Raw genomic sequence first — 21,409 nt, forward strand, 5'->3', positions numbered from 1 at the left:
GAGACTCCGCATGAGCGGCCTGGTCGATTGGAGTTCCCGTCAGGTCGGCGAGGCCCCGTCAGCCATCACCGCCACGGCACAGGCCGCCGCCCGCCCGACGGCCATGCGCCCGACACGGCGCTTCCAGCCCTGGACGGACTGCCCGCACTGTTCAAGGATGCCGGCTGGTTCTGAACCCCTCGCCCGACAGGAGGCCCCGCCATGGCCCATGAGCTGCAAGCCGCCGACCCGTCCCGCCTCTCGAACATCGGCGAGATCGACTGGGCGGCGCTGCGCCAGGCCCGGATCGACTTGGCCGCCTGCTTCCGCATGGCCGCGCGGCTGGGGCTGGAGGAAGGCATCTGCAACCATTTCTCGGCGATGGTGCCCGGCCGCGACGACCTGTTCCTGGTCAACCCCTACGGCCTGGCCTTCGCCGAGGTCACGGCGTCGAGCCTGCTGGTCTGCGACTTCCACGGCAACGTCATCGACGGCGACGGCAGGCCGGAGGCGACGGCCTTCTACATCCATGCCCGGCTGCACAAGCAACTGCCGCGGGTGCGGGCCGCCTTCCACACCCACATGCCGAACGCCACGGCGCTGAGCATGGTCGAGGGCGAGCCGCTGGTCTGGGCCGGGCAGTCGGCGCTGAAATTCTACGGCCGCACCGCGGTCGACGACGCCTATAACGGCCTGGCCCTGGACGAGGCCGAGGGCGACCGGATCGCCGCGACTCTGGGCGACGCCGACATCGTCTTCCTGCGCAACCATGGCGTGATGGTGTGCGGACCGACCATCGCCGAAGCCTGGGACGACCTCTACTATCTCGAGCGCGCCGCCGCGGTGCAGGTCAAGGCGCTGAGCACCGGCCGGACGCTGCGCCCGGTGCCGGCGGAGATCGCCCGCCGCACCTACCGGCAGATGCGCGAAGGCGACCAGGAGAGCGCCCGGCTGCATCTGGAGAGCATCAAGCGCCGGCTGCTGCGGGAGGATCCCGGCTTCGCCGCCTGATCGATGGAATAAAGCGCGGAGCTCGATCGTCCCTGGTCTGAGGGGCGTCCGTCTGGGCGCCCGGAAAGGGGATTGATCGAGATGAGCTTGAGACGACGCATCCTCGTGCCGGCACTGACCGTCCTGGCGGTGCTGGCGACCGCCGGGCCGGCCTTGGCCCATCACAAGCCCTGGCATGGCGGCGGCCCGCCCTGGGCGCGGCCCCACTACGGCCACAGCTACTACTATGCGCGGCCGCGGCCGCCGGTCGTGGTCTATGAGCGACCGTATTACGGCTATTACGAGCGGCCCTACTACTACCGCCGGCCGGCGCCGGTCTATGTGGAGCCGCCGCCCTACTATTACGCCCCGGCCCCGGGCGTCACGATCAACATCCCGCTGCGGTTCGACTGAGTGGGCCGGACAGCCAACAGCACCGCCGGCAAGGCCAGACCCTGCCGGCGGCGTTCCCGTCCAGGATCGTCAGTCGAACGGGCGGAAGCCTTCGCGGGCCAGGGCCAGGTCGCGGTCATCGACCACGCCATTGCCGTCGACATCCAGATTGGTCGTCTCCCAGTCGCCCGTCGGGCCGGTGCCGGGCTTGACCTCCACGATCCGGTCGGCGAGCTCGGCCTCGAGCGCGTCGATCTTGTCCGGGTCCGCGAACGGATCGGCCTTAAGCTCGGCGATCCGCTCCTGCAGGGCGCGGATGCCCGTCTCCTGCGGCGTGCCGAAATTGGCCTGCATGGCGCCGACATCGGCGCCGTAGCCGAGTTCCTTGGCCAGGCCGACCAGGGTGGAGACGCGCTGACCGTGGTTGGAGAACGTCCCGTTGCCGACCGTCGGCGACCAGCCGGAGCCGATCAGCGCGGCGGTGGTGTCGTCGTCGAGCGAGATGGTGTCGACCTTGTCGGGCCGCTTGCCCCTGGCCTTGCCGCTGTTGCCGGGACCGTCGAGGTCATCGGTCGAGCTGGCGACGCCGGTTCCATGGCGGTTGCCCCTGGTCTTGCCGCTGTTGCCCGGACCGTCGGAGTCATCCGTCGCACTGGCGGCGCCGGTTCCGTGGCGATTGCCCCGGATCTTGCCGCTGTTGCCGGGGCTGTCATCGTCATCCCCGGAGCTGTCGACGCCGGTGCCGGTGCTGCTGGAACCACTGCCGCTGCTGCTGGCCTTCCCGCCGGCGTTGCCGTTCCCATTGCCGCCGTCATTACCCCCGCCGTTCCCGCCCCCGTTGCCGCTGTTTCCGCCCTTATCGCCCCCGTTGCCGTTGCCGCCGCCGTTCCCACCACCGTTCCCGCCCCCATTGCCCCCGCCGTTGCCCCCGCCGTTCCCCCCGCCGTTCCCGCCGCCGTTGCCGCCGCCGTTGCCGCCACCATTCCCACCACCGTGGCCATTGTCCTTGACGGTAATGAATTGCGGCTTGGAGACGTCCTTGAGATCGCCCCAGGCGGCGGCGCTCGCCGCGGTGGCGTAGAGCAGTCCGAAAGCAGCCACGATGGGCAGTGTCGCAGCAGAACGGATACGCATAGGGAACTCCGAAATCCTAGTGTCGAAGCGGGCCGCGACGGCCCGTGTCATAACTCTGACGTCCGGGGGGCCACGGTCATTCCCCGGAGCCACGCAAAAATATTCGGATCCGGATCGGGACGACAGGCCCTGTCGCACGTTAATACGTCGGCGCGGACGGATGATTCGCAACAGCAGGGTGGTGATATGTCCGATCCGGCGGAGCATGTGAGGGGGGCGCTGCTGGCGTCGCTGCCGCGGCTGCGCGCCTTCACCCGCGCCCTCGCCGGCTCCTCCCCCGAGGGCGACGACCTGCTGCAGGCCACCTGCGAGCGGGCGCTGGAGCGGGCCCATCAGGCGGCCGCGGCCGCCACCCTGCAGGGCTGGATCTTCCGCATCGCCTACAACCTGCATCTCGACCGGCTGCGGGCCGGGCGCCGCCGCGGCGACATGGCCGAGCCGGTCGATCCGGACACGCTGCAAGGCGGCGACGCCGAGGCCGAGGTCGAGGCGACGCTGATGCTGGCGGCGGTGCAGCGGGCGATCGACCGGCTGCCGGAGGACCAGCGCAGCGTGCTGCTGCTGGTCTCGGCCGGCGGCCTCAGCTACGCCGCCGCGGCGGACGCCCTTGACGTGCCGGTGGGCACGGTGATGAGCCGGCTGCATCGTGGCCGCCAGGCGCTGCAGCACCTGCTGGCGCGGCGCTCGGTCGCCGCCATGGCCATGGCGGTGCGACGGTGAAGGAGGCGACCATGACGATCGACACCGACTGGATCGCCGGATATGCGGACGGCACGCTGGACCCGGAGCGCCGCCGGCTGGTCGAGGCGGCACTGGCCCAGGACCCGACCCTGGCCGCGACGCTGCGGCACGAGCGCGAGATGGCGGCGCTGCTGACCTCCGCTTTCCCGGCCGTGGAGGAGCCGCTGCCGCCGGCCCTGGCCGGGCTGCTGGCACCGCGACCGGCCGCCATTCCTCAGAGACCGCGACGCCGCCCGGCCGCCCGCTGGCTCGGGGCGATCGCCGCCGCCGTGGCGCTGCTCGCGGTCATCGGCGGCGGCTGGACCGCGCTCAGCGTGATCGACCGGCTTGAGAACCGGGTGGCCCGGATCGAGACGGCGGAGCAGCTGCGCCTGGCCGCCCAGCAGGCGGTCGAGGCCCGGCGGGCCGAGGTGCTGGAGCAGGCGCCAAACGGCGTCGAGACGCCATGGCGCGACGGCCCGTCGACCGGCCGAGTGCGCCCGGTCTCGACCTTCATCGACGCTTCCGGCCGCTTCTGCCGCGAGTTCGTCGAGGCGGTCGAGGGGCCTGAGGGCCCGCGCAGTGGCGGCGGCATCGCCTGCCGTATCGGCCAGCGCGACTGGCGCATCTGGTGGCCCGACGGCAAGGACAACGCCCAGGCGCTGTAGCTTGGCGGCGCGCCGGCAATCCGCGACGCCGGGCTTGTCGCGGCTCGACCAATGGCGAGGCAGCGTGTTTGCTGGCATGATGATCAACATTGAACGCTTGCTTCGGGCCTTCGTCACAGGCTCGCAGCGGCCATAATTTATAAGCCGACGCGGATCACCCGCGCATTTTCTGACACCAGCCGGACCGATTACGATCAATGAATTGCAGTGGAGGTATTTGTGGATAACAATACAACATCTACGTCCGATACCGTATCCAGATCCGACGAGACTGAATCCCTGGCTCTCTGGGACAATCTAGAGAAGAAGGCGCGGGATTCCTTCGGCAACTCAGTCAATCGCAGATCGCCAGGCTTCGTCTTGGTTCTCAGGAGAATCACCCGGTATGCAAAGATCGATCGGGAGAGACGGGAGATCGTTCTCGATCTGAGGGCATTTTTTCTTGCGATGCTGTCGGTCGGTCTCCCAGACGAGGTCTCTCGGAATTACGGAAACGAAGCGGCCTGGTTTGCCGAATGGCTCTCGAAGCGGGTTGGCGACAGCAACAACATCCGCCTCCAGTCCGTTGCCAACGGGGCCATGACTGACGCGGAGGCCCTCCTTGGTGCTTTCAAAGAGGGCTTCGAGGTCATCCCCTCGACATCCGTTCGCGACGCTCTCAGAATCGCCACCGGCTACGCGAACCAGACCGTCAGGCGTGACTCCGCGGATCTGCGCCACCTCTTTGCCGCGATGCTGGCTTCGAGAAGCGCCGCAGACGCGTTCGCCAGCTTCGAATGGGCTCCGACTGCAGCCGATCTGGCGGATCTGCGGCGGGCGCTCTATGCCAGGATCGAACTGAATGCGGAGCGAGACGAAAATCTGAGGGCCTGGCGGGAGATCCTGCTGACCAATCCATCACCGCGCACGGAGTTCCTGCCCCGCTTCACCAACGATCGCCCTGCCGCTTATGACCCATCGAGCAAAGACCATCTCGGTACGGACCCGGATATTGTCGCTCTCGCACGGATGATTTGTCTCAAGGAGGGGACCACGCCTCTCTCGGTCGGCATTTTTGGTGGTTGGGGCGCCGGCAAATCCACATTCATGGACCGTCTCGAAGCGGAGATAGCCAGGATCACCGGGGAGGTGGCTGCGAAGGCGTCGACACGTCGCGACGTCGGCGAGACGGCAGACGCCAATCACGAATTCATCTCCCAGGTCGTCCAGATCCGCTTCAACGCTTGGCAATTCGCCGACGCCAATCTGTGGGCCAGCCTGACCGCCGAGTTCTTCGACCAGTTGCGCGCCGGCGGCTTCTCGCGCCAGGGCAAGGTGGCTCATGCCAAGCTTGTGACCCAGGTCAATGACCACGTTCAGCAGCTCACGAAGGCGGCGGGAGCAGCGGAGGAAGCGGTCAACAAAGGCGACCGCCTCATCGTCGAGGCGCGAAAAGAGCGCGACGCGGCGATCAAGGAGCTCAAAGCAGAACAGTCCAAGGTCTTTTCACACGCCCTGGTCGAGACGATCACGACGGCCTATGAAAAGCACAAGCCTGATCTCGTCGAGCTCGGCCGCCGCGCCTATCAGGACGACCCTACGAAGGGCATCGACGACTTCGTCAGCGCAGCCAAGTCGGCCCAGTCGATCCTGGGACAGCTGAGGCTCATCTGGGACTCGGTGAGGGCGACCTCCTGGCGGACGGCCGCGGCCGCTCTCGCCGTTCTGTTCGTCCTGGCGTCCATCGCAGCCGCGACGCTGCTCGATCCCATGAGCATCGTCAGCTTCGTCACCGGTATCGGCGGATGGTCGGCACTGGCCGCCCTGGGTGCGGCGACCGGCGCCGTCCTCCCGGGCATCAAGGCCGTCGCCTCAATCCTGCGCAGCACCGCCAGTTTCGCCCAGACGCTGAAATCCAGCGTCATAGACGGGTTGAAGACCGTCCTGGAGAAGGAAGCGGCGCTGAAGGCCATGGAAGCGGAAGCGGCGGCGCGACGGGACGCGGCGGCGCGGGCGAGCAGTGCCTTGGCCCGCTATGTCAGCTCCGACGGACTCAGCAACTCGCCGCGGCTGCTGCGCTACGTGCTGGAGGACGATCCGGACACCAAGGCGATCGACCGCGAGATCGGGCTGATCAGCCGGGCACGGCGGCTGTTCCAGGCGGTCGACACAATCGTCACCGAGAAGAAGCCCGCTAACCGCAACACCCATGAGGACGTTCCCGACCGCATCATCCTGTACATCGACGATCTCGACCGCTGCACGCACCGGCAGGTGTACGAGGTGCTGCAGGCGGTCCATCTGCTGCTGGCCTTTCAGGCATTTGTGGTCGTGGTCGCGGTCGACGTGGCGTGGATCCAGGCGGCGCTGGCAGCGCAGACTGAGATGGGCATGCCAGTTGGGCCCGCGGTGTCTGACGAGGCCGCGGATCCGGAACGGCAAAGGGGAGCGGTGGATCTGGAACGGCGGAAGCGCGCCATCGCCTATCTCGAGAAGATTTTTCAGCTGCCGTTCTGGCTGCGCCCGCTCAATGCCGACGATGAGAGGGGCGGAAGCTACGGCGCTTTCGTTCGCGGCCTGCTCGAACGCGATACAGTCGTTGGCGGAGGAGAGCAGGCAACCGACGGAAGCGATCAGTCGGCGAAAGCGAGAGGGGAACTGCCAAACGAGGGCTGGCCGAGCACTGCCGACGTACCGAAGCGATCGGGCGAATCCAGTGGGCAGACAACCGGAACCGGCAACAAGCGGGAGGATGATCTGGACATCGCGCTCGAAGCCGTCAAGCTGTCGCAGGACGAGGTCAATTTCCTGTCCAGCCCTACGATCGGCACGATCGCCCCACGCACCCCGCGCGGCGCCAAGCGGCTGGTGAATGTCTACCGGCTCGTGCGGACGCGGATGAGCGATCCCGCCTCATCGCCCCTACCGGCGGCGGATGCCGAGGCGAGTCGCCCTATCGTCGCCCTGCTGGTGGCGGTCGAGACCGGCCAGCCGGTGGAGGTGGCCGACGCGCTCTACGACGGGCTGAAGGCGAGCGCGCCGGAAACGGATATTCTCAAGGTCGCAACCGATCGGGAGGCGGCGGCGGATCCCGGAGGAGTCGCCCTGAATGCCCTGTTCCAGGCCTGTCCAGCACTGAGGGAGGCGGTCATCGCCGTGCAGGACGCCCGCGGCGAACGCCCCCTCACCGTCGGCGACTGCCTGCCCGTGGCCCGGCTGGTCCGGCGCTACTCCTTCAACCGCTACCAGTAGCGGCGTCAGTTCCCCACCGGCCGGGCGTCGGACACGAAGGGCCGGTACTGGAACAGCCAGGTCTCAGACGCAACCTGGTCGCCGACCTTGAGGAACAGCCGCATCTCGACCGGGTCGTCGCCGTCGACCGCCAGGTCGAACTGGACGCGCCAATGGCCGGGCACGTCGTCCGGCACCGCCTCCATCAAGGTGTAGGAGGAGAAGGTGCCGCGCGAGGCCCAGAACACCGGCTCCGGCTTCACCCCGAAGGGCAGGTCCTTCAGCGGGCCGCCGAGGAACTCGACCATGAATTTGCGCACGCCTTCCGGGCGCGGCTGGCCGGGCTGGCCGCCGCGGCCGAGGCGCGTCGCCACCACCCGCGCCAGATCCGTCGGGTAGGGCTCGTCCGCCAGCCAGTGGATGCGGTAGGCGAAGGGCAGCTCGTCGCCGGCCTTGGTCGGCGCCTCCGGGTGCCAGTAGGCGACGATGTTGTCGTGGATCTCGTCGTCGGTCGGCAGCTCGACCAGCTGCACCTGGCCGCGGCCCCAGTCGCCCAGCGGCTCGATCCAGGCCGAGGGGCGCAGGTGGTAGCGCACCCCGTCCTCGTAATGGTCGAAGTTGCGGTCGCGCTGCAGCAGGCCGAAGCCGCGCGGCGACTGGTCGGAGAAGCTGGAGACCACGATCCGGGCCGGGTTGTTCAGCGGCCGCCAGATGTGCTCGCCGCCGCCGGTCCACATCGCCAGCCCGTCGCTGTCATGCACCTCGGGCCGCCAGTCGATCGCGGTCTTCTTCACCGTCTCGGAGTACCAGAACATCGAGGTCAGCGGCGCCACGCCCAGGCGCTCGACCGGCTGGCGCAGGAACAGGGTGGTCTCGACATCCATCACCACGCCGGCGGTGCGGCGCATCAGGAAGCGATAGGCGCCGGTCAGGCTGGGGCCGTCGAGCAACGCGTAGACCGTCACCGCATCGGCGTCGGAATTCGCCGGTTCGAACCAGTAGCCGATGAAGTCCGGGAACTCCTCCGGCCCGCCCGAGCCCGGGGTGATGGTGATGCCGCGGGCCGACAGGCCGACCTGGCCGAGCTCGCCCTTGGCGCGGAAATAGGAGGCGCCGAGGAAGGCCACCCAGGGCTCCTCGGTCTTCCAGTCGCCCTTGTCCTTGGCCTCCTGGATCCAGAAGCCGGCGAAGGCCGAGGCCTCCGGCGCCAGCTTGGCGGCCGGGCTGTCCGGGCCGACGGTGAAGTATTGCGGGTCGTAGGTGATCTCGCGCGCCGTGCCGGCGGCGGGGTCGACCGCATGCATCTTCACGGTCTTCGGGAAGAACCGGCCGACATGCTGGAAGGTGACTGGATAGGCTCCCGGCTGGCCGTCGCCGTACAGCGCGTATTCCGGCTTGTACTTCAGCTTGCCATGAGCGTCGTAGTCGATCGACTCCACGGTCGCCGGATCCGGCCGCGGCGGCGAGGCGTAGGGCGCGGCCGCCAGCGCGCGGGCGCGGCCCTTCAGCCAGTCATAGGAGAACGGCCCGGCCTCGCCGTAGCGCAGCCCCGCCGGCGGCGCGGCCAGGGCGGAGGCGCCGCCGAACATCCCGAACATCTGGGTGGCAGCGGCCAGCTTGAGCAGGGTACGGCGGTCGAGCATGTCGGTCCTTTCGCTGCGGCCTCCGGGCGGCGGGGCGCCGCCTTCCTTACCAAGCCGGACGGCGGTAAGCCAAGCCTCCGTCATGCCGCTGCCGGCAGGCCCGGATCGATGCCGGTCATCGCAACCGAGGCGTCCCACAGCCGCCGGGCCAGGGCGGGGTCCCGGGCCTGCCGGGTCGGCGAGGCCTCGCCGGAGACGCCCCTGAACTCCCGGAAGCCGGTCGGTCCGTAATAGCCGCCGGGGGTCACGGGACCGGCCGCCGCCTGCAGGGTGGGCCAGGCGCCCATCGCGGCGCTGTTGAGGCCCAGCCTGACCAGCGACAGCAGGATCTTCAGCGCCCCCATATGCCGTCCCAGGTCGGTCGATGCGATACCCGGATGGCAGCCCACCGCTGCGACCGGCGAGCCCGAGGCCTGCAGGCGCCGGTCCAGCTCGAAGGCGAACAGCGCATTGGCGAGCTTGCTGGCGGCATAGCGCCGGTACCGGTCATAGCGTTTCTCGGCATTGAGATCGTCCCAGTCGAGCTTCGCCCCGCGATGGGCGATGCTCGAGGTCACGACCACCCGCGCCCCCTCGGTCTCGGCCAGCTTGGGCAGCAGCAGCGCGGTCAGGGCGAAGCAGCCCAGATGGTTGACGCCGAACTGCAGCTCGAAGCCCTGCCTGGTGCGCGTCAGGGGCGGGAACATCACGCCGGCATTGTTGATCAGGGCGTCGATCCGCGGTTCGCGGGCCGCCAGATCCGCCGCCGCCCGGACACTGGCGAGGTCCGCCTGGTCGAGCGGCAGGACAGCGAGGTCCGCCCTGGGGCTCGCCTGGCGAATCCGCGCCATCGCGGCCTCCGCCTTCGCCTGGTCGCGGCAAGCCAGCAGCACCCGCGCCCCACGCGCGGCGAGCACGCGCGACGCTTCGAAGCCGAGGCCGGTGTTGGCCCCGGTGACGATGAAGCACTTGCCCGACTGGTCGGGCACATCGGCTTCGGTGAAGCCATTGCGGTTCGACATCTCACTTTCCTTCATTGAGTGAGTCCACGCTCATTAACGAAGCAAATGGATCAGGCGGCCGAGCCCTTCCAGAACAGGTCGAAGCCGGCCTGGCGGATCGATTCACGGTCCTGGGGATTCGCGGTGATCGCGTCCATGGCGATTTCCGCGAGCCCGAGCAGGACCGTGTCGATGTAGAACGGCATCCGGGCCGGGTCGACGTGCCCGGCGAGGCATTGTTCGACCATGGCGCGGGCCTCGCGGAACTGGGCCTCGAAACGCCGCAGGCTGTCTGCCCTGATGCGATCCGACACCTTGAGCTGGCGCAGCGCCTTGCGCCGGACCGGATTGGCCAGCCCCCAGTCGATCAGCCGGTCCCAGAGGTGCCGGACGCGGTCGCGCGGATCGCCATCCGGGAGACCGGCGGCGAGTACCGAACCGGCGAGGTCGCTCTCGATCTCGAGAAACAGCTGGTTCAGCAGGTCGTCCTTGGTCGGGAAATAAGTGAACAGCGTGCCTTCGGCGACGCCGGCCGCCTTGGCGATCTTGGCGGTCGAGGCGCCGAGACCCTGCGCGGCGATCAGATCGGCGGCGGCGGCCAGGATGGCGTCGCGCTTTTCTTCACTGAGGGGACGGGCCATGATCCGGAAATGAGTGAGCGGTTGCTCAATCATATGGAGCAGATCGCCGTCCGTTCAAGAATCGCCGTCCGTTCAAGAGATGTGTTCGGAGCGGGCGCGAGTCCCGCCGGCGACGGTGAAGGACACGCGTTCGGCCGACCACGCCGCGCTGGAGAAGCAGAACGGAACCCCGTCGAGATCGGCATCGACCTTGTCCACAACCATGATGGGGGGATTTCGGCTGCCGGAGGAGGCGGGCCTCCTCCGAAGTCGACGTCCGAGCCTGGATCGAGGTCGACACCCGCTGATAGTCGTCGATGCGATCTCCGCCGCCAGCGCGTCCACCAGCTGGTGCCAGAGGACGCTGCCGGGCTTGCGCCGGATCGCGGCCACAACGGCGCCTCAGGCGCGTTTCTCGAGCCGGAACAGCAGCTTGTGGTCGGCGGCATAAGTGATCGCATCGATGATGCTGGGATAGTAGGACCGGTCCTTGGTCGCCGGGATGAAGCCGTCATAGCCGAAGCGCTTCACCGAGACGGCGAAGCCGGCCGCGGCGAAGGCGTCGATGAAGTCCTGGGGCGCGCGGTTCTGCACCGGCGCGTTGCTGGCGCCGCCGATCACCTCGCGCCACCGCGGCCAGAGCGGGTTTTCGGTGTGGCAGCCCGTGACCGCGTAATAGACACCGCCGTCGCGCAGCGCATCGAACATGCCCCTGGCATGGCCGGCCAGGTCGGGCAGCAGATAGATCACCTCGTAGCTGAAGGCGATGTCGAAGCTGTCCGCCCAGGGCGCCAGATCCGTCGCCACCTCGAACTGGAGCGGCAGGTCACCCTTCGCCGCGGTCGCCGCCGCGATCGAATCCGAGGCGATGTCGATGCCGACGGCCCGGCGGAACGGCCGCAGCGTGTGCAGCAGACGCAGGAAGCCGCCGCGGTTGCAGCCGAAATCCAGGACCGTCCGGGTCGCGAGGTCGCGGTCCGGCAACGTCTCGATGAAATGGCGCCACAGCGGGGCATGCGAGGGGCCCATCGCGGCCTCTTTCTGCGGGTCGGTGTGCCAGGTGGCGTAGGAAGGGGCGGTCATGACCTGTCCTCGGTGTCGGGCGGAATGCGGCGACCCTATACCCCGGTTGTGACAGAGCGGAGAATTTGTCCGGACGACCGATCTCGATGTGCATTCGCGGGATCGACGGCATCCCCGGCCAAACCTACAGTGGCGGCCCTCGACACCCCGGAGCCTGCCCGGAGCCGCCCCATGGACAGCCGCCTCGACCGCATGATCGCCCGCCTCAACACCCAGCGCCGGGCGCTGGAGCGGGCGGCGGAGGAGATGGTGCCCGGCCCGGTGCTGGAGATCGGGCTGGGCAAGGGCCGCACCTACAGCCACCTGCGCAAGCTGTTCCCGGAGCGCCGGATCATCGCCTTCGACCGCGACCTGCACGCCCCGGCGGATGCGGCGCCGGCCGGCGCCGACCTGGTGCTGGGCGATTTCCGCGAGACGCTGGCCACCCTGCCCGGCTGGACCCCGTGGATCCCCGCCGCGCTGGCCCATGCCGATTTCGGCAGCGAGGACCGCGCCCGCGACGCCGCCCAGGCCGGCTGGCTGGCCGGGCTGATCGACCAGCTGATGGCGCCCGGCGGCCTGGTGGTCAGCGACCGGCCGCTACAGGCGCCGCGCTGGACCGCCCTGCCCTTCGACACGCCGGACTGGCCGTATTTCATCTGGCGTGTGGGCTGAGCAGCTGAGCCGTCGGTCACGGGACCAGCAGCAGCTTGCCCGTCGTGGCGCGACGTTCCATATCCGCATGCGCCCGGGCGGCTTCGGCGAGCGCATAGGTCCCGCCGATGCGGATGCTCAGCTTGCCGTCGGCGATCCAGTCGAACAGCCGGGCCGAACGGCTACGCAGCAGCTCCGGCGTGGGGATGTGGTCGAAGAACACGCCGTAGCCGATCTTGACGCTCTTCGGCAGGCTCATGAGCTCGAGTGGCCCGGGGCCGCCGAGCACGGGCCCGAACCAGCAGAAGGTGCCCGACCGGCGCAGCGAGGCCAGCGAATCCCGGAAGGTCGCCGGCCCGGAGCCGTCATAGACGACATGCACGCCCTCGCCGCCCGTCAGGCGCAGGACCTCCGCGGCGAAGCTGCCGTCGCGGTCGACGATGACGTGATCGGCGCCGGCCTCGCGGGCCGCGGCGACCTTGTCGGCGCTGGACACGCGTCCGATGACCCGGCCGCCGCGCAGCTTGACGATCTGGCTGAGGATCCCGCCGAGCCCGCCCGCGGCGGCATGGACCAGGGCGACGTCGCCCGGCTGGACCGGATAGAAGTCGGTCGCGAAGTGGCTGGCGGTCAGCCCCTGCATCATCACCGAGGCCGCGGTCGCGTCGTCGATGGCATCGGGCACCGGCACCAGCGACGCCGCCGGCACCACGATGCGCTCGGCATAGCTGCCCGGCGCATAGACCCAGGCGACGCGCTGCCCCGGCCGCAGCCCGGCAACGCCGTCGCCGACCGCGACCACCCGGCCCGCGCCCTCGACGCCGAGGATCTTGGGGTCGGGCATCTCGGTCCAGGCCATGCCGCGGCGCACGCCGACATCCATGAAGTTGACGCCGGCGGCGGCAACCTCGACCAGCACCTCGCCCGGGCCGGGCACCGGCTCGGGCCGGTCGGCCAGCGCCAGCGCCTCGGTGCCGCCGACATGCGTCATCACGATCGCTTTCATCTCGATGCTCCTCAGATCCGGACGGAGGCCCCCGCGGCGCGCTCGGCCGCGTCGACCGCCGCATGAACGCCCTTGGCCCGACGGACCTGCTCGATGGCGATGGTCATTGGTGTCTCCTGTTGCCGCCGATATATTGGAAGCAAGAGAGGTCGGTCGAGCGATGAACGTCCAGTTTCATTGCTCGATCGTCCAAACCCGCGAGAGCGCCATGGACCCTCTGACCGAAATTCTGGGCGAGATGCGCATTCGCCAGGCGACCTTCACCCGGCTCGATGCGACCGCGCCCTGGGCCTTCGAATCCTCCGGCGATCCCGTCGTGAAATTCGTGCTGGTCGTCCGCGGGGTCGGCGTGCTGACCACGGCGACCCACCCGGACCCGATCCCGCTGCGCGGCGGCGACGTCTTCATCATGCTCGATAGCGAGCCCTACCGGATGTACGACCGCGAGGACTCGCTGCCGATGGATTGCGTCGACGTCGAGAAGCTGCGCGTCGGCAACCGGATCGAGGTCGGCGGCGGCGGCGCGCTCACCACCTTCATCAGCGGCTTCTTCGAGATGGACACGCTGGAGGCCCGGCCGCTGGTGAACGTCATGCCGCCCCTGCTCCACCTCAAGCTCGAACAGAACCGCAGCCTGGCCTTCCAGTCGGTGCTGGAGTTGCTCGCGGCGGAGACGGAGGCGCCCGGGCTCGGTTCCGAGGCGGTGGTCAACCGGCTGTTCGAGCTGCTCTTCGTGCACGCGATCCGCGCTTATTCCGCGCAGCCCGACGGGCCGGCCCATGGCTGGCTCGCGGCCGTCTCGGACCGGCAGCTGGCGCGGGCGATCGAGGCGATGCATGCGGAGCCCGCCAGGGACTGGACGGTGGACGCACTCGCCAGGGTCTCCGGCATGTCCCGCTCGGCCTTTGCCGCGCGCTTCCGGGCCGTCGTCGGGCAGGCGCCGTTCGACTATCTCACGCGCTGGCGCGTCTACCGCGCCTCGCGGCTGATCCAGCAGCATGGCGCCTCGCTGGCGGAGGCGGCGCGCAGCGTCGGCTACGACTCCGCGGCCGCCTTCAACCGCGCCTTCAAGAAGGAGGTCGGCGTCACCCCCGGCGCCTTCCGCAGATCCGCGGTATCGGCGCTGCCCGCCGGGTGAGCAAGGGAATAGGAGGCGCTGCCGCCGCGCTCCCCTTCGCATCCGCAGCAACCATTTCCGCACTGCAACACACCCATACCGGATCGGGGGTGGTCCAGGTCGGACATATCCTATCTTGTATACGGAATGCACGGGTCACCCGAGCAAGTTGCGAGAGAGTGATGAGCAAGACACGCCGGGCTAAGCCCGACTGGTTCATGATCGCCCTTCCCCTCGTCGCCCTCGCGGCGTGTCTCTGGCCCACACCGGGCGTCACGGGCGGCCCCCTGCACTGGGACTGGATCTCGACCTACGGCGTCTCGGTCGTCTTCTTCCTCTACGGCCTGACTCTGGCGCCGGAGAAGATGCGGGCCGGCGCGTCGCATTGGCGGCTGCACCTCCTGGCGACCGCCGGCACCTTCATCCTGTTCCCGGCCCTGGTGCTGGGCGCCGGTGCGCTCGGCAAGGGCTGGATCCAGCCGGAGCTGCTGCTGGGCTTCTTCTTCCTCGCCGTGCTGCCCTCGACCATCTCCTCCTCGGTGGCGATGACGTCGCTGGCGCGCGGCAACCTGTCTGCCTCGATCTTCAACGCCACGCTGTCGAGCCTGATCGGCGTCGTTGCCACGCCACTGCTGATGGCCTGGTACACCCACAGCCAGGGCGCCGCGATGCCGCTCGGCCCGGTGCTGCTGAAGGTGGCGCTGCTGGTGGTGCTGCCGATCGTCCTCGGCCAGCTGGTGCGGCCGCTGCTCAGCGCCTGGGCCAACCGCCACTACGCCCGGATCAAGATGGCCGACCGGGTGATCATCCTCGCGATCGTCTACGGCTCCTTCGCTGATTCCATGGCGTCCGGCATCTGGTCGCAGCAGGACCCGATCGTGCTGGTCGAGATTGTCGTGGGCGTGGTGCTGCTGTTCGGCATCGCCTTCGCCGTGATGTGGGGCGTCTGCCGCCTGGTCGGCTTCGACCTGCCCGACACCATCGCCGCGACCTTCTGCGGCTCGAAGAAGTCGCTGGCCACCGGCGTGCCGCTGGCCCGGCTGATGTTCGGCACCTCGCCGCAGCTCGGCCTGGTGCTGGCGCCGCTGATGCTGTTCCACTTCTTCCAGCTGATGGCGGTCAGTGTCATCGCCGGTCGCCTCGCCGCCCGGCCGCTGACGGATGCGGAGGCGCGTGAGGCCAACAAGAACAGCAAACCCGCGCGCAGCCGGGCGGCAAAGGCCGCCTGACGTCCCATCTTTAGGACTTGTTGCCTCCCTCTCTCCATGCGAGCCTTCCGGCATTGCATGACAGGAAGGGGAACATTATGACCCGGATCAGCCGCCGCACATTTCTGGCCGCTGCCGGCGCCGCTATAGCGGGCGCCGCGTGGCTGCGCTCCGGCATCGCCGCGGCCGCGACGATCACGCCGGGAGACGCCGACGTGCTGCTGGTCATCGACGTCCAGAACTGCTTCCTGCCCGGCGGCAGCTTGGCGGTCGCCGATGGCGACAAGGTGGTGCCGGTGATCAACGCCTTGGCGCCGCGCTTCCACAACATCGTCGCGACCCAGGACTGGCACACGCCGGGCCATGTCTCCTTCGCCTCGGCGCATCCCGGCGCCAAGCCGTTCTCGACCACCAAGCTGCCCTATGGCGACCAGGTGCTCTGGCCCGACCACTGCGTCCAGGGCACGGCAGGCGCCGACCTGTCGGCCGATCTGAAGCTGCCGACGGCGGAGCTTGTGATCCGCAAGGGCTATCACCCGACGGTCGACAGCTACTCCGCCTTCAACGAGGCCGACGGCACGGCCACCGGCCTGGCCGGGTATCTGAAGGAGCGCGGCATCCGCCGGGTCTTCGCCGTCGGCGTCGCCACCGATTTCTGCGTCTGCTACAGCGCCATCGACGCCCGCAAGGCGGGGTTCGAGGCCTTCGTCGTCGACGACGCCTGCCGCGGCATCGACGCCGAAGGGTCGCTGGCCAAGGCCTGGACCGCGATGACCGCGGCCGGGGTGCAGAAGATCGTCTCGGCGGATATCGCCTGACCTCCTCCCCTGTCATTGCCGGGCTGACCCGGCAATCCAGAGAATGTCGACATCTCCTGGATGCCCGGGTCAAGCCCGGGCATGACAATTCGGGAAAGGCCGGGTGGGGCTCAGATCCCCTTCACCAGCCCGCCATCGACCAGCAGGTTCTGGCCGGTGATGTAGCCAGCCTCGTCGGACAGCAGGAAGGCCGTGGTGGCCGCGATCTCCTCGACCGTGCCGAAGCGCCGGGTCGGGATCTGGGCGATCAGTTCCGGCGTCTCCGGGTAGCTGTCGATGAAGCCGGGCAGCACGCTGTTCATGCGGATGCCGGCGGCGGCGTAACGGTCGGCATAGAGCTTGGTGAAGGCCGACAGCCCTGCCCGCAGCACCGACGACACCGGGAAGGCTGCACCCGGCTGCACCGCGCCGAAGGCCGAGATGTTGACGATCGCGCCCTTTCCGGCCGCCTCCATGGCCGGCGTCACCAGCCGGGCCAGCCGCACCACATTGACCAGCACCAGGTCGAGGCCGAGATGCCAGTCGCCATCGGGGATGGCCAGCAGGTCGCCCTTGGGCGGGTGGCCGGTGTTGTTGACCACCGCATCGATCCGGCCATAGCGCTCGAGCGTCGCATCGACCAGGCGCTGCAGGTCGGCCGGCTCGGTCACCGATCCCTGCACGGCGATGCCGCCCAGCTCCTGCGCCAGCGCGGTCACCGCGTCGGAGGTGGCAAACAGCGCCAGCTTATAACCGCGCCGGGCCAGCTCGCGCGCGATCGCGGCGCCCATCCCCTTGCTGGCGGCAGTGACGATCGCCACCCGTTCGGTCGTGCTCATGCTTCGATCTCCTTGTCGCGCATGCTTGACAGTGGCGCCTGCCGGGCGGAGGAGACAAACGGGAAGTTCTTCACCCGGGCTGCAGGAAAACTACATGCTCGCCGACCGGCTGCCGCCGCTGAACGGCCTGCGCGCCTTCCGCGCCGCGGCCCGGCACCTCAGCTTCCGGGCGGCGGCCGAGGCGCTGAACGTGACCCAGAGCGCCGTGGCTCAGCAGGTGCGCGGGCTGGAGCAGGCGCTGGGCGCCCCGCTGTTCGAGCGGCATGCCCGCGGCCTGGCCCTGACCCCGGCCGGCGAGGCGCTGCTGCCGCCGGTCGAGCAGGCCTTCCGGCTGATCGCCGACGCCGCTTCCCGGATCGCGCAGCAGGCTGATGTGCTGACGGTCAGCGCCACGCCCAGCTTCGTGTCGCGCTGGCTGGTGCCGCGGCTGGACGGCTTCACCCGCCGCCATCCCGGCATCGATGTCCGCCTCTCCGCCTCCAACGACCTGGTCGATTTCCGCCGTGACGGCGTCGACATCGCCATCCGCTACGGCACCGGAATCGATCCCGGCCTGGCGGCGCAGCTGCTGTTCCCGGCCGACCCGGTGGCGGTGTGCAGCCCGGCGCTGTGCCGTTCCGACGGCACGCTCGACCCGGGCGACCTCGGCACCCGGGTGCCACTGCTGCACGATTCCCATTTCCTGTGGGCCGAATGGTATCGCGCCGCCGGCCGCGACGAAGCCGAGGCCCGGCGCGGTGTCCGCTTCAGCCACACGCTGCATGCGATCGAGGCGGCGCTGCTGGGCCAGGGCATCGCCCTGGTGCCCCGCCCGCTGGTCGAACGCGAACTGCGGGCCGGCCAGCTGGCGGCGCCGCCGCTCGCCACCCGCCTGCCGCCGGGCCGTGGCTTCTTCATCGTCGCGCCGCCCGAGCTGTGGGACACCCGCAAGGTCGCGGCGATGCGGCTGTGGCTGCTCTCCGAGGCCGCCGGCTGACTTGCGGCGCCCTGCGCTTTCCGACATGAAGGGTTGATGCGGATCCTTCTGGTCGAAGACAATCCCGATCTCGGGGAGGCGGTGGAGAACCGGCTGCGCAAATCCGGCCATTCGGTGGAATGGGTGCGCGACGGGCTGGCCGCCGCCGAGGCTGCCGGCCACGATGCCTTCGACGCCGTGCTGCTGGACATCATGCTGCCGGGCCAGGACGGCTTCGCCGTGCTGCGCGACCTGCGTCGGCGCGGCATCGACGCCCCGGTGCTGGTGGTCACCGCCCGGTCCGAGATCGACGACAAGGTCGGCATCCTCGACCTCGGCGCCGACGACTACCTGGTCAAGCCCTTCGACCTGCGCGAGCTGGAGGCGCGGCTGCGCGCCCTGCTGCGGCGCCCGGCGGGCCAGACCAGCAGCACCGTGTCACATGGTAACGTCACGCTGGACCTGGCCGGCCGCGCCGTCACCGTCGCCGGCCAGCATGTCGAGTTCGGCCGGCGCGAGTTCCGGCTGCTGGAGATCCTGCTGACCCGCGCCGGCCAGGTCGCGGCCAAGGACCGGCTGATGATGCAACTGTTCGGCGACGAGGCGGACGTGTCGGTCAACGCGCTGGAGCTGCTGGTGTCGCGCGTCCGCCGCAAGCTGGAGGGCGCCGACATCGACATCGTCACCCTCCGCGGCACCGGCTACCGGGTGCAGCCGCGCGGATCCAAGGAGTGACCGCCAGGGCCGGCCGCGCCTCGATCCGGCGGCGCATGCTGGCGCTGACCGTGCTGGCGCTGCTGCTGGCCGGCATCGGCCTGGTGGCCCTGATCCGCGGCTATGCCCGCGGCGCGTCGGACAGCGCCTTCGACCGGCTGCTCGCCGCCTCCGCCTTCACCATCGCCGGCGCGGTGCAGATCGAGGACGGCGCGGTCACGGTCGAGCTGCCCACCGCCTCGCTGGCGATGCTCGACTTCTCCGACGACGACCGCGTGTTCTACGAGGTGGCGGCGCCCGACGGCGCTTTCGTCACCGGCTATCGCGACCTCGGCGCCGGGCTGCCGACGGCTGCCTCGGCCACCCCTGGCTTCATCGACGGCACCTATCACGGCGAGGCGGTGCGGATTGCCACGGTCGGCCGGCTGGTCTTCGTCGAGGGCAAGGCCGGTTGGGCCACCATCCGCGTCGCCGAGACCCGCGGCGCCCGGGAGGCCCTGGCGTCGGAGATCCTGGGCCAGGCCGCCCTGCCCCTCGCTGCCCTCGGCCTGGTGGCCATCGCGCTGGTCTGGTTCGGCATCCGCTATGCCTTCGCCCCCCTCGTGGTGATGGAGCGCGAGCTGCGCCGCCGTGCGCCGGAGGACCTGTCGCCGGTGCAGGTGCCGGTGCCGGTCGAGGTGCAGCAGCTGACCGGGGCGCTGAACGATTTCATCGCCCGGCTGCGCAGCGTGATGGAGCGGGTCAGCGGCCTGGTCGCCGACGCCGCCCACCAGGTGCGTACGCCGCTGGCCTCGCTGCGCGCCCAGGCCGAGGTCGCGGTCGAGGAGGAGGACCCCGCCCGGCTGCGCGACCGCGTGGTCCGGATCCACCAGAACGCGGTCCAGGCTAGCCACTTGGTCAACCAGCTGCTGATGGACGCGACCGTGCGCCACCGGCTGGAGGCCCGCGAGGCCACCGTCGTCGCGCTCGACGCCATCGTCGAGGATGTCCGCCAGCGCCTGGATTTCGAGGAGGCCGGCCGGCTGTCGGTCACGCTGGCGCCGGAGGCGGCGCGGGCCGGCATCAGCGGCGACCGGGTGGCCCTGCGCGAGATGCTGTGGAACCTGGTGCACAACGCCCTGACCCATGCGCCGGCCGGCGATGTCGAGATCGAGGCGGCGGTCGAGCGCGGCCGGGCCGTGATCCGGGTCTCCGACCGCGGCCCGGGCATCCCGGCGGTGGAGAAGGACCTGGTGCTGGAGCGCTTCGCCCGCGGCGAGGGCAGCCGCGACCGGCCGGGATCCGGGCTGGGCCTGTCGATCGTCCGCACCGTGGCCGAGGCCCATGGCGGCACGCTGGCGCTCTTGGACCGGCCGGGCGGCGGGCTGCGGGTCGAGGTCACGCTGCCCGTCGTGGAGGCGGCGCGACGACGGCCGAACGGCACGGCCGCAGCGCTGCTGCTGGCCGCGGCCCTGCTGGTGGCGACCATCGGACCCGTGCGGGCCGCGCCCGGCACCACCGTCTACCCCGCCCCGGCCGGCGGCGAGCGGACGCTCACCATCCTCGGCGCCACCGACACCCCGCTCTTCGCCCGCTTCATCGCCGATTTCCAGGCGCTGCGGCCGGAGATCCGGGTGGTGTACCAGGAGACCGACACGCTGCCGATGTACCAGGCAGCGTCGAGCGGCCGGCTGTCGCCGGTGCCGGACCTGATGATCAGCTCCGCCCCCGACCTGCAGGTGAAGCTGGCCAATGACGGCTTCGCCCAGGCCTATGCCTCGCCCTGGCTCGACCGGCTGCCGCACTGGGCGCAGTGGCGGGCCGAGGCGATCGGCTTCACCTTCGAGCCGGCGGTGATCGCCTACAACCCCGACCTTCTGGCCGAGGCCGAGGTGCCGCATTCCCATGCCGAGCTGATCGCGCTCCTGGAGGCGCAGCCGGAGCGGTTCCGCGGCCGGGTCGCCACCTATGACATCGCGGTCAGCGGCATCGGCCATCTGCTGGCCAGCCAGGATGCGCTGATCTCCTCGAACTTCTGGCGCCTGGCCGCAGCCTTCGGCCGGGTCGACGCGAAGCTCAGCGGCAGCAGCCCGGAGATGCTGGACCGGATCGTCAGCGGCGAGCTGATCCTCGGCTACAACCTGCTCGGCTCCTACGCCTTCGCCCGCCAGGCGGCGGGGCTGAAGCTGGGCGTGGTGGTGCCGGAGGACTACGCCCTCGTCATGACCCGGGTGGCGCTGATCCCGCGCGGCGCGCCGGATGCCGAGCTGGCTCGCGCCTTCGTCGACTACCTGCTGTCGCCGCGCGGCCAGGCCCTGGCGGCGGGCGTCACCGGCCTGGGCGCGATCATGCCCGACATCTCCGGCCCATGGTCCGCCGGCAGTATCGCCGGCAAGACCGAAGGCGCGCTGCAGCCGATCCCGCTGGGGCCGTCGCTGCTGGTGGCGCTCGACGAGCGGCGGCGCGAGCGGTTCCTGCAGACCTGGCGGCGCCTGGTGTCCGACGGCACCGAACCGATGACAGGACGCTGACAGGTTCGGCGGCTAGACTGATCCCTGGAACCGGGCCGATCGCGATGCCCGGGCGCAAGCAACAGGCCAGGGAGGTCCCGATGTCACCCGAGATGCAAGAGCCCCGCGACCGGCGGCGGCCCGTCCAAATTCCGTCCATCACCAGCGACCGATGAGCGACCGGCCTGCGCCTTGACGGCGCAGGATGCTATGCTTTCGGCAAAACCAAAC

General features: G+C 69.8%; 20 protein-coding genes. 12 read left to right on the forward strand and 8 right to left on the reverse strand.

Features of this window, described 5'->3' with window-relative positions:
• The first annotated feature begins 201 nt into the window (after nucleotides 1-201).
• Nucleotides 202-990 (forward strand): aldolase, encoded by a 789-nt coding sequence (locus FFK22_RS29805; protein WP_138891593.1) that lies wholly within the window; start codon nucleotides 202-204, stop codon nucleotides 988-990.
• A gap of 81 nt (nucleotides 991-1,071) precedes the next feature.
• A complete protein-coding gene (locus FFK22_RS29810; RefSeq protein WP_138891594.1) occupies nucleotides 1,072-1,383 on the forward strand; it encodes a hypothetical protein in 312 nt (103 codons plus the stop codon).
• Between the two features lie 69 nt (nucleotides 1,384-1,452).
• On the opposite strand, the gene FFK22_RS44010 is transcribed toward FFK22_RS29810, so the two are convergent.
• The gene (locus tag FFK22_RS44010; RefSeq protein ID WP_221938961.1) at nucleotides 1,453-2,547 is read right to left on the reverse strand and encodes a hypothetical protein; all 1,095 of its coding nucleotides are present in this window, start codon (nucleotides 2,545-2,547) and stop codon (nucleotides 1,453-1,455) included.
• Nucleotides 2,548-2,682: 135 nt separating this feature from the next.
• Between FFK22_RS44010 and FFK22_RS29825 the strand changes: the two genes are divergently transcribed.
• The 3 genes from FFK22_RS29825 (at nucleotide 2,683) to FFK22_RS29835 (ending at nucleotide 7,115) form a co-directional block, all read left to right on the forward strand.
• Nucleotides 2,683-3,216 (forward strand): RNA polymerase sigma factor, encoded by a 534-nt coding sequence (locus FFK22_RS29825; RefSeq protein ID WP_138891596.1) that lies wholly within the window; start codon nucleotides 2,683-2,685, stop codon nucleotides 3,214-3,216.
• Nucleotides 3,217-3,227: 11 nt separating this feature from the next.
• Nucleotides 3,228-3,884, forward strand: coding sequence for a hypothetical protein (locus tag FFK22_RS29830; protein ID WP_138891597.1), 657 nt, complete (start codon nucleotides 3,228-3,230; stop codon nucleotides 3,882-3,884).
• Between the two features lie 219 nt (nucleotides 3,885-4,103).
• Entirely contained in the window at nucleotides 4,104-7,115 is a 3,012-nt protein-coding gene (locus FFK22_RS29835; protein WP_138891598.1) for a P-loop NTPase fold protein, read from the forward strand.
• A 5-nt stretch (nucleotides 7,116-7,120) separates the two neighbouring features.
• On the opposite strand, the gene FFK22_RS29840 is transcribed toward FFK22_RS29835, so the two are convergent.
• The 5 genes from FFK22_RS29840 to FFK22_RS29855 form a co-directional block, all read right to left on the reverse strand.
• The gene (locus FFK22_RS29840) at nucleotides 7,121-8,737 is read right to left on the reverse strand and encodes a glucan biosynthesis protein (protein ID WP_138891599.1); all 1,617 of its coding nucleotides are present in this window, start codon (nucleotides 8,735-8,737) and stop codon (nucleotides 7,121-7,123) included.
• An 80-nt stretch (nucleotides 8,738-8,817) separates the two neighbouring features.
• Nucleotides 8,818-9,738, reverse strand: coding sequence for an oxidoreductase (locus tag FFK22_RS29845; RefSeq protein ID WP_138891600.1), 921 nt, complete (start codon nucleotides 9,736-9,738; stop codon nucleotides 8,818-8,820).
• A gap of 50 nt (nucleotides 9,739-9,788) precedes the next feature.
• Nucleotides 9,789-10,358: a TetR/AcrR family transcriptional regulator gene (locus FFK22_RS29850; RefSeq protein ID WP_138891601.1), complete on the reverse strand. Its 570-nt coding sequence runs from the start codon at nucleotides 10,356-10,358 to the stop codon at nucleotides 9,789-9,791.
• Nucleotides 10,359-10,430: 72 nt separating this feature from the next.
• Nucleotides 10,431-10,562, reverse strand: a complete 132-nt coding sequence (locus tag FFK22_RS44555; RefSeq protein WP_306770192.1) for a hypothetical protein — start codon at nucleotides 10,560-10,562, stop codon at nucleotides 10,431-10,433.
• Nucleotides 10,563-10,739: 177 nt separating this feature from the next.
• The gene (locus FFK22_RS29855; protein WP_138891602.1) at nucleotides 10,740-11,420 is read right to left on the reverse strand and encodes a bifunctional 2-polyprenyl-6-hydroxyphenol methylase/3-demethylubiquinol 3-O-methyltransferase UbiG; all 681 of its coding nucleotides are present in this window, start codon (nucleotides 11,418-11,420) and stop codon (nucleotides 10,740-10,742) included.
• Between the two features lie 171 nt (nucleotides 11,421-11,591).
• Here FFK22_RS29855 and FFK22_RS29860 point away from each other — a divergent pair, with 171 nt between their 5' ends.
• The gene (locus FFK22_RS29860; RefSeq protein WP_138891603.1) at nucleotides 11,592-12,074 is read left to right on the forward strand and encodes a class I SAM-dependent methyltransferase; all 483 of its coding nucleotides are present in this window, start codon (nucleotides 11,592-11,594) and stop codon (nucleotides 12,072-12,074) included.
• A 16-nt stretch (nucleotides 12,075-12,090) separates the two neighbouring features.
• On the opposite strand, the gene FFK22_RS29865 is transcribed toward FFK22_RS29860, so the two are convergent.
• Entirely contained in the window at nucleotides 12,091-13,059 is a 969-nt protein-coding gene (locus FFK22_RS29865; protein ID WP_138891604.1) for a quinone oxidoreductase, read from the reverse strand.
• Between the two features lie 208 nt (nucleotides 13,060-13,267).
• Between FFK22_RS29865 and FFK22_RS29870 the strand changes: the two genes are divergently transcribed.
• From FFK22_RS29870 to pncA, 3 genes are all read left to right on the forward strand, one after another.
• A complete protein-coding gene (locus FFK22_RS29870; RefSeq protein WP_138891605.1) occupies nucleotides 13,268-14,197 on the forward strand; it encodes an AraC family transcriptional regulator in 930 nt (309 codons plus the stop codon).
• 161 nt (nucleotides 14,198-14,358) lie between these two features.
• A complete protein-coding gene (locus FFK22_RS29875; protein WP_138891606.1) occupies nucleotides 14,359-15,405 on the forward strand; it encodes a bile acid:sodium symporter family protein in 1,047 nt (348 codons plus the stop codon).
• A 77-nt stretch (nucleotides 15,406-15,482) separates the two neighbouring features.
• Nucleotides 15,483-16,202, forward strand: coding sequence for a bifunctional nicotinamidase/pyrazinamidase (pncA, locus tag FFK22_RS29880; RefSeq protein ID WP_138891607.1), 720 nt, complete (start codon nucleotides 15,483-15,485; stop codon nucleotides 16,200-16,202).
• 110 nt (nucleotides 16,203-16,312) lie between these two features.
• Here the strand turns inward: pncA and FFK22_RS29885 are convergent, their stop codons facing one another.
• Nucleotides 16,313-17,020, reverse strand: coding sequence for an SDR family oxidoreductase (locus FFK22_RS29885; protein WP_138891608.1), 708 nt, complete (start codon nucleotides 17,018-17,020; stop codon nucleotides 16,313-16,315).
• Nucleotides 17,021-17,114: 94 nt separating this feature from the next.
• On the opposite strand from FFK22_RS29885, the gene gcvA reads away from it, so the two are divergent.
• From gcvA to FFK22_RS29900, 3 genes are read left to right on the forward strand one after another with little or no spacing between them, the layout of a single operon-like run.
• Nucleotides 17,115-17,996 (forward strand): transcriptional regulator GcvA, encoded by an 882-nt coding sequence (gene gcvA / locus FFK22_RS29890; RefSeq protein ID WP_138891609.1) that lies wholly within the window; start codon nucleotides 17,115-17,117, stop codon nucleotides 17,994-17,996.
• Between the two features lie 36 nt (nucleotides 17,997-18,032).
• A complete protein-coding gene (locus FFK22_RS29895; RefSeq protein WP_138891610.1) occupies nucleotides 18,033-18,710 on the forward strand; it encodes a response regulator transcription factor in 678 nt (225 codons plus the stop codon).
• Nucleotides 18,707-21,199, forward strand: coding sequence for an extracellular solute-binding protein (locus tag FFK22_RS29900; RefSeq protein ID WP_221938962.1), 2,493 nt, complete (start codon nucleotides 18,707-18,709; stop codon nucleotides 21,197-21,199). Before FFK22_RS29895 ends, FFK22_RS29900 begins: the two co-directional genes overlap by 4 nt.
• Nucleotides 21,200-21,409: the final 210 nt, after the last annotated feature.

The sequence above is a fragment of the Mycobacterium sp. KBS0706 genome (assembly GCF_005938675.2).
In the GTDB taxonomy this organism is placed as follows: Bacteria; Pseudomonadota; Alphaproteobacteria; order DSM-16000; family Inquilinaceae; genus Inquilinus.

Excerpts from the sequence above, each read along its gene's own strand:
- FFK22_RS29805 (WP_138891593.1), top strand. The coding sequence starts at position 202 with ATGGCCCATGAGCTGCAAGCCGCCGACCCGTCCCGCCTCTCGAACATC.
- FFK22_RS29810 (WP_138891594.1), top strand. The coding sequence starts at position 1,072 with ATGAGCTTGAGACGACGCATCCTCGTGCCGGCACTGACCGTCCTGGCG.
- FFK22_RS44010 (WP_221938961.1), bottom strand. The coding sequence starts at position 2,547 with ATGACACGGGCCGTCGCGGCCCGCTTCGACACTAGGATTTCGGAGTTC.
- FFK22_RS29825 (WP_138891596.1), top strand. The coding sequence starts at position 2,683 with ATGTCCGATCCGGCGGAGCATGTGAGGGGGGCGCTGCTGGCGTCGCTG.
- FFK22_RS29830 (WP_138891597.1), top strand. The coding sequence starts at position 3,228 with ATGACGATCGACACCGACTGGATCGCCGGATATGCGGACGGCACGCTG.
- FFK22_RS29840 (WP_138891599.1), bottom strand. The coding sequence starts at position 8,737 with ATGCTCGACCGCCGTACCCTGCTCAAGCTGGCCGCTGCCACCCAGATG.
- FFK22_RS29845 (WP_138891600.1), bottom strand. The coding sequence starts at position 9,738 with ATGTCGAACCGCAATGGCTTCACCGAAGCCGATGTGCCCGACCAGTCG.
- FFK22_RS29850 (WP_138891601.1), bottom strand. The coding sequence starts at position 10,358 with ATGGCCCGTCCCCTCAGTGAAGAAAAGCGCGACGCCATCCTGGCCGCC.
- FFK22_RS44555 (WP_306770192.1), bottom strand. The coding sequence starts at position 10,562 with ATGGTTGTGGACAAGGTCGATGCCGATCTCGACGGGGTTCCGTTCTGC.
- FFK22_RS29855 (WP_138891602.1), bottom strand. The coding sequence starts at position 11,420 with ATGACCGCCCCTTCCTACGCCACCTGGCACACCGACCCGCAGAAAGAG.
- FFK22_RS29860 (WP_138891603.1), top strand. The coding sequence starts at position 11,592 with ATGGACAGCCGCCTCGACCGCATGATCGCCCGCCTCAACACCCAGCGC.
- FFK22_RS29865 (WP_138891604.1), bottom strand. The coding sequence starts at position 13,059 with ATGAAAGCGATCGTGATGACGCATGTCGGCGGCACCGAGGCGCTGGCG.
- FFK22_RS29870 (WP_138891605.1), top strand. The coding sequence starts at position 13,268 with ATGGACCCTCTGACCGAAATTCTGGGCGAGATGCGCATTCGCCAGGCG.
- FFK22_RS29875 (WP_138891606.1), top strand. The coding sequence starts at position 14,359 with ATGAGCAAGACACGCCGGGCTAAGCCCGACTGGTTCATGATCGCCCTT.
- pncA (WP_138891607.1), top strand. The coding sequence starts at position 15,483 with ATGACCCGGATCAGCCGCCGCACATTTCTGGCCGCTGCCGGCGCCGCT.
- FFK22_RS29885 (WP_138891608.1), bottom strand. The coding sequence starts at position 17,020 with ATGAGCACGACCGAACGGGTGGCGATCGTCACTGCCGCCAGCAAGGGG.
- gcvA (WP_138891609.1), top strand. The coding sequence starts at position 17,115 with ATGCTCGCCGACCGGCTGCCGCCGCTGAACGGCCTGCGCGCCTTCCGC.
- FFK22_RS29895 (WP_138891610.1), top strand. The coding sequence starts at position 18,033 with ATGCGGATCCTTCTGGTCGAAGACAATCCCGATCTCGGGGAGGCGGTG.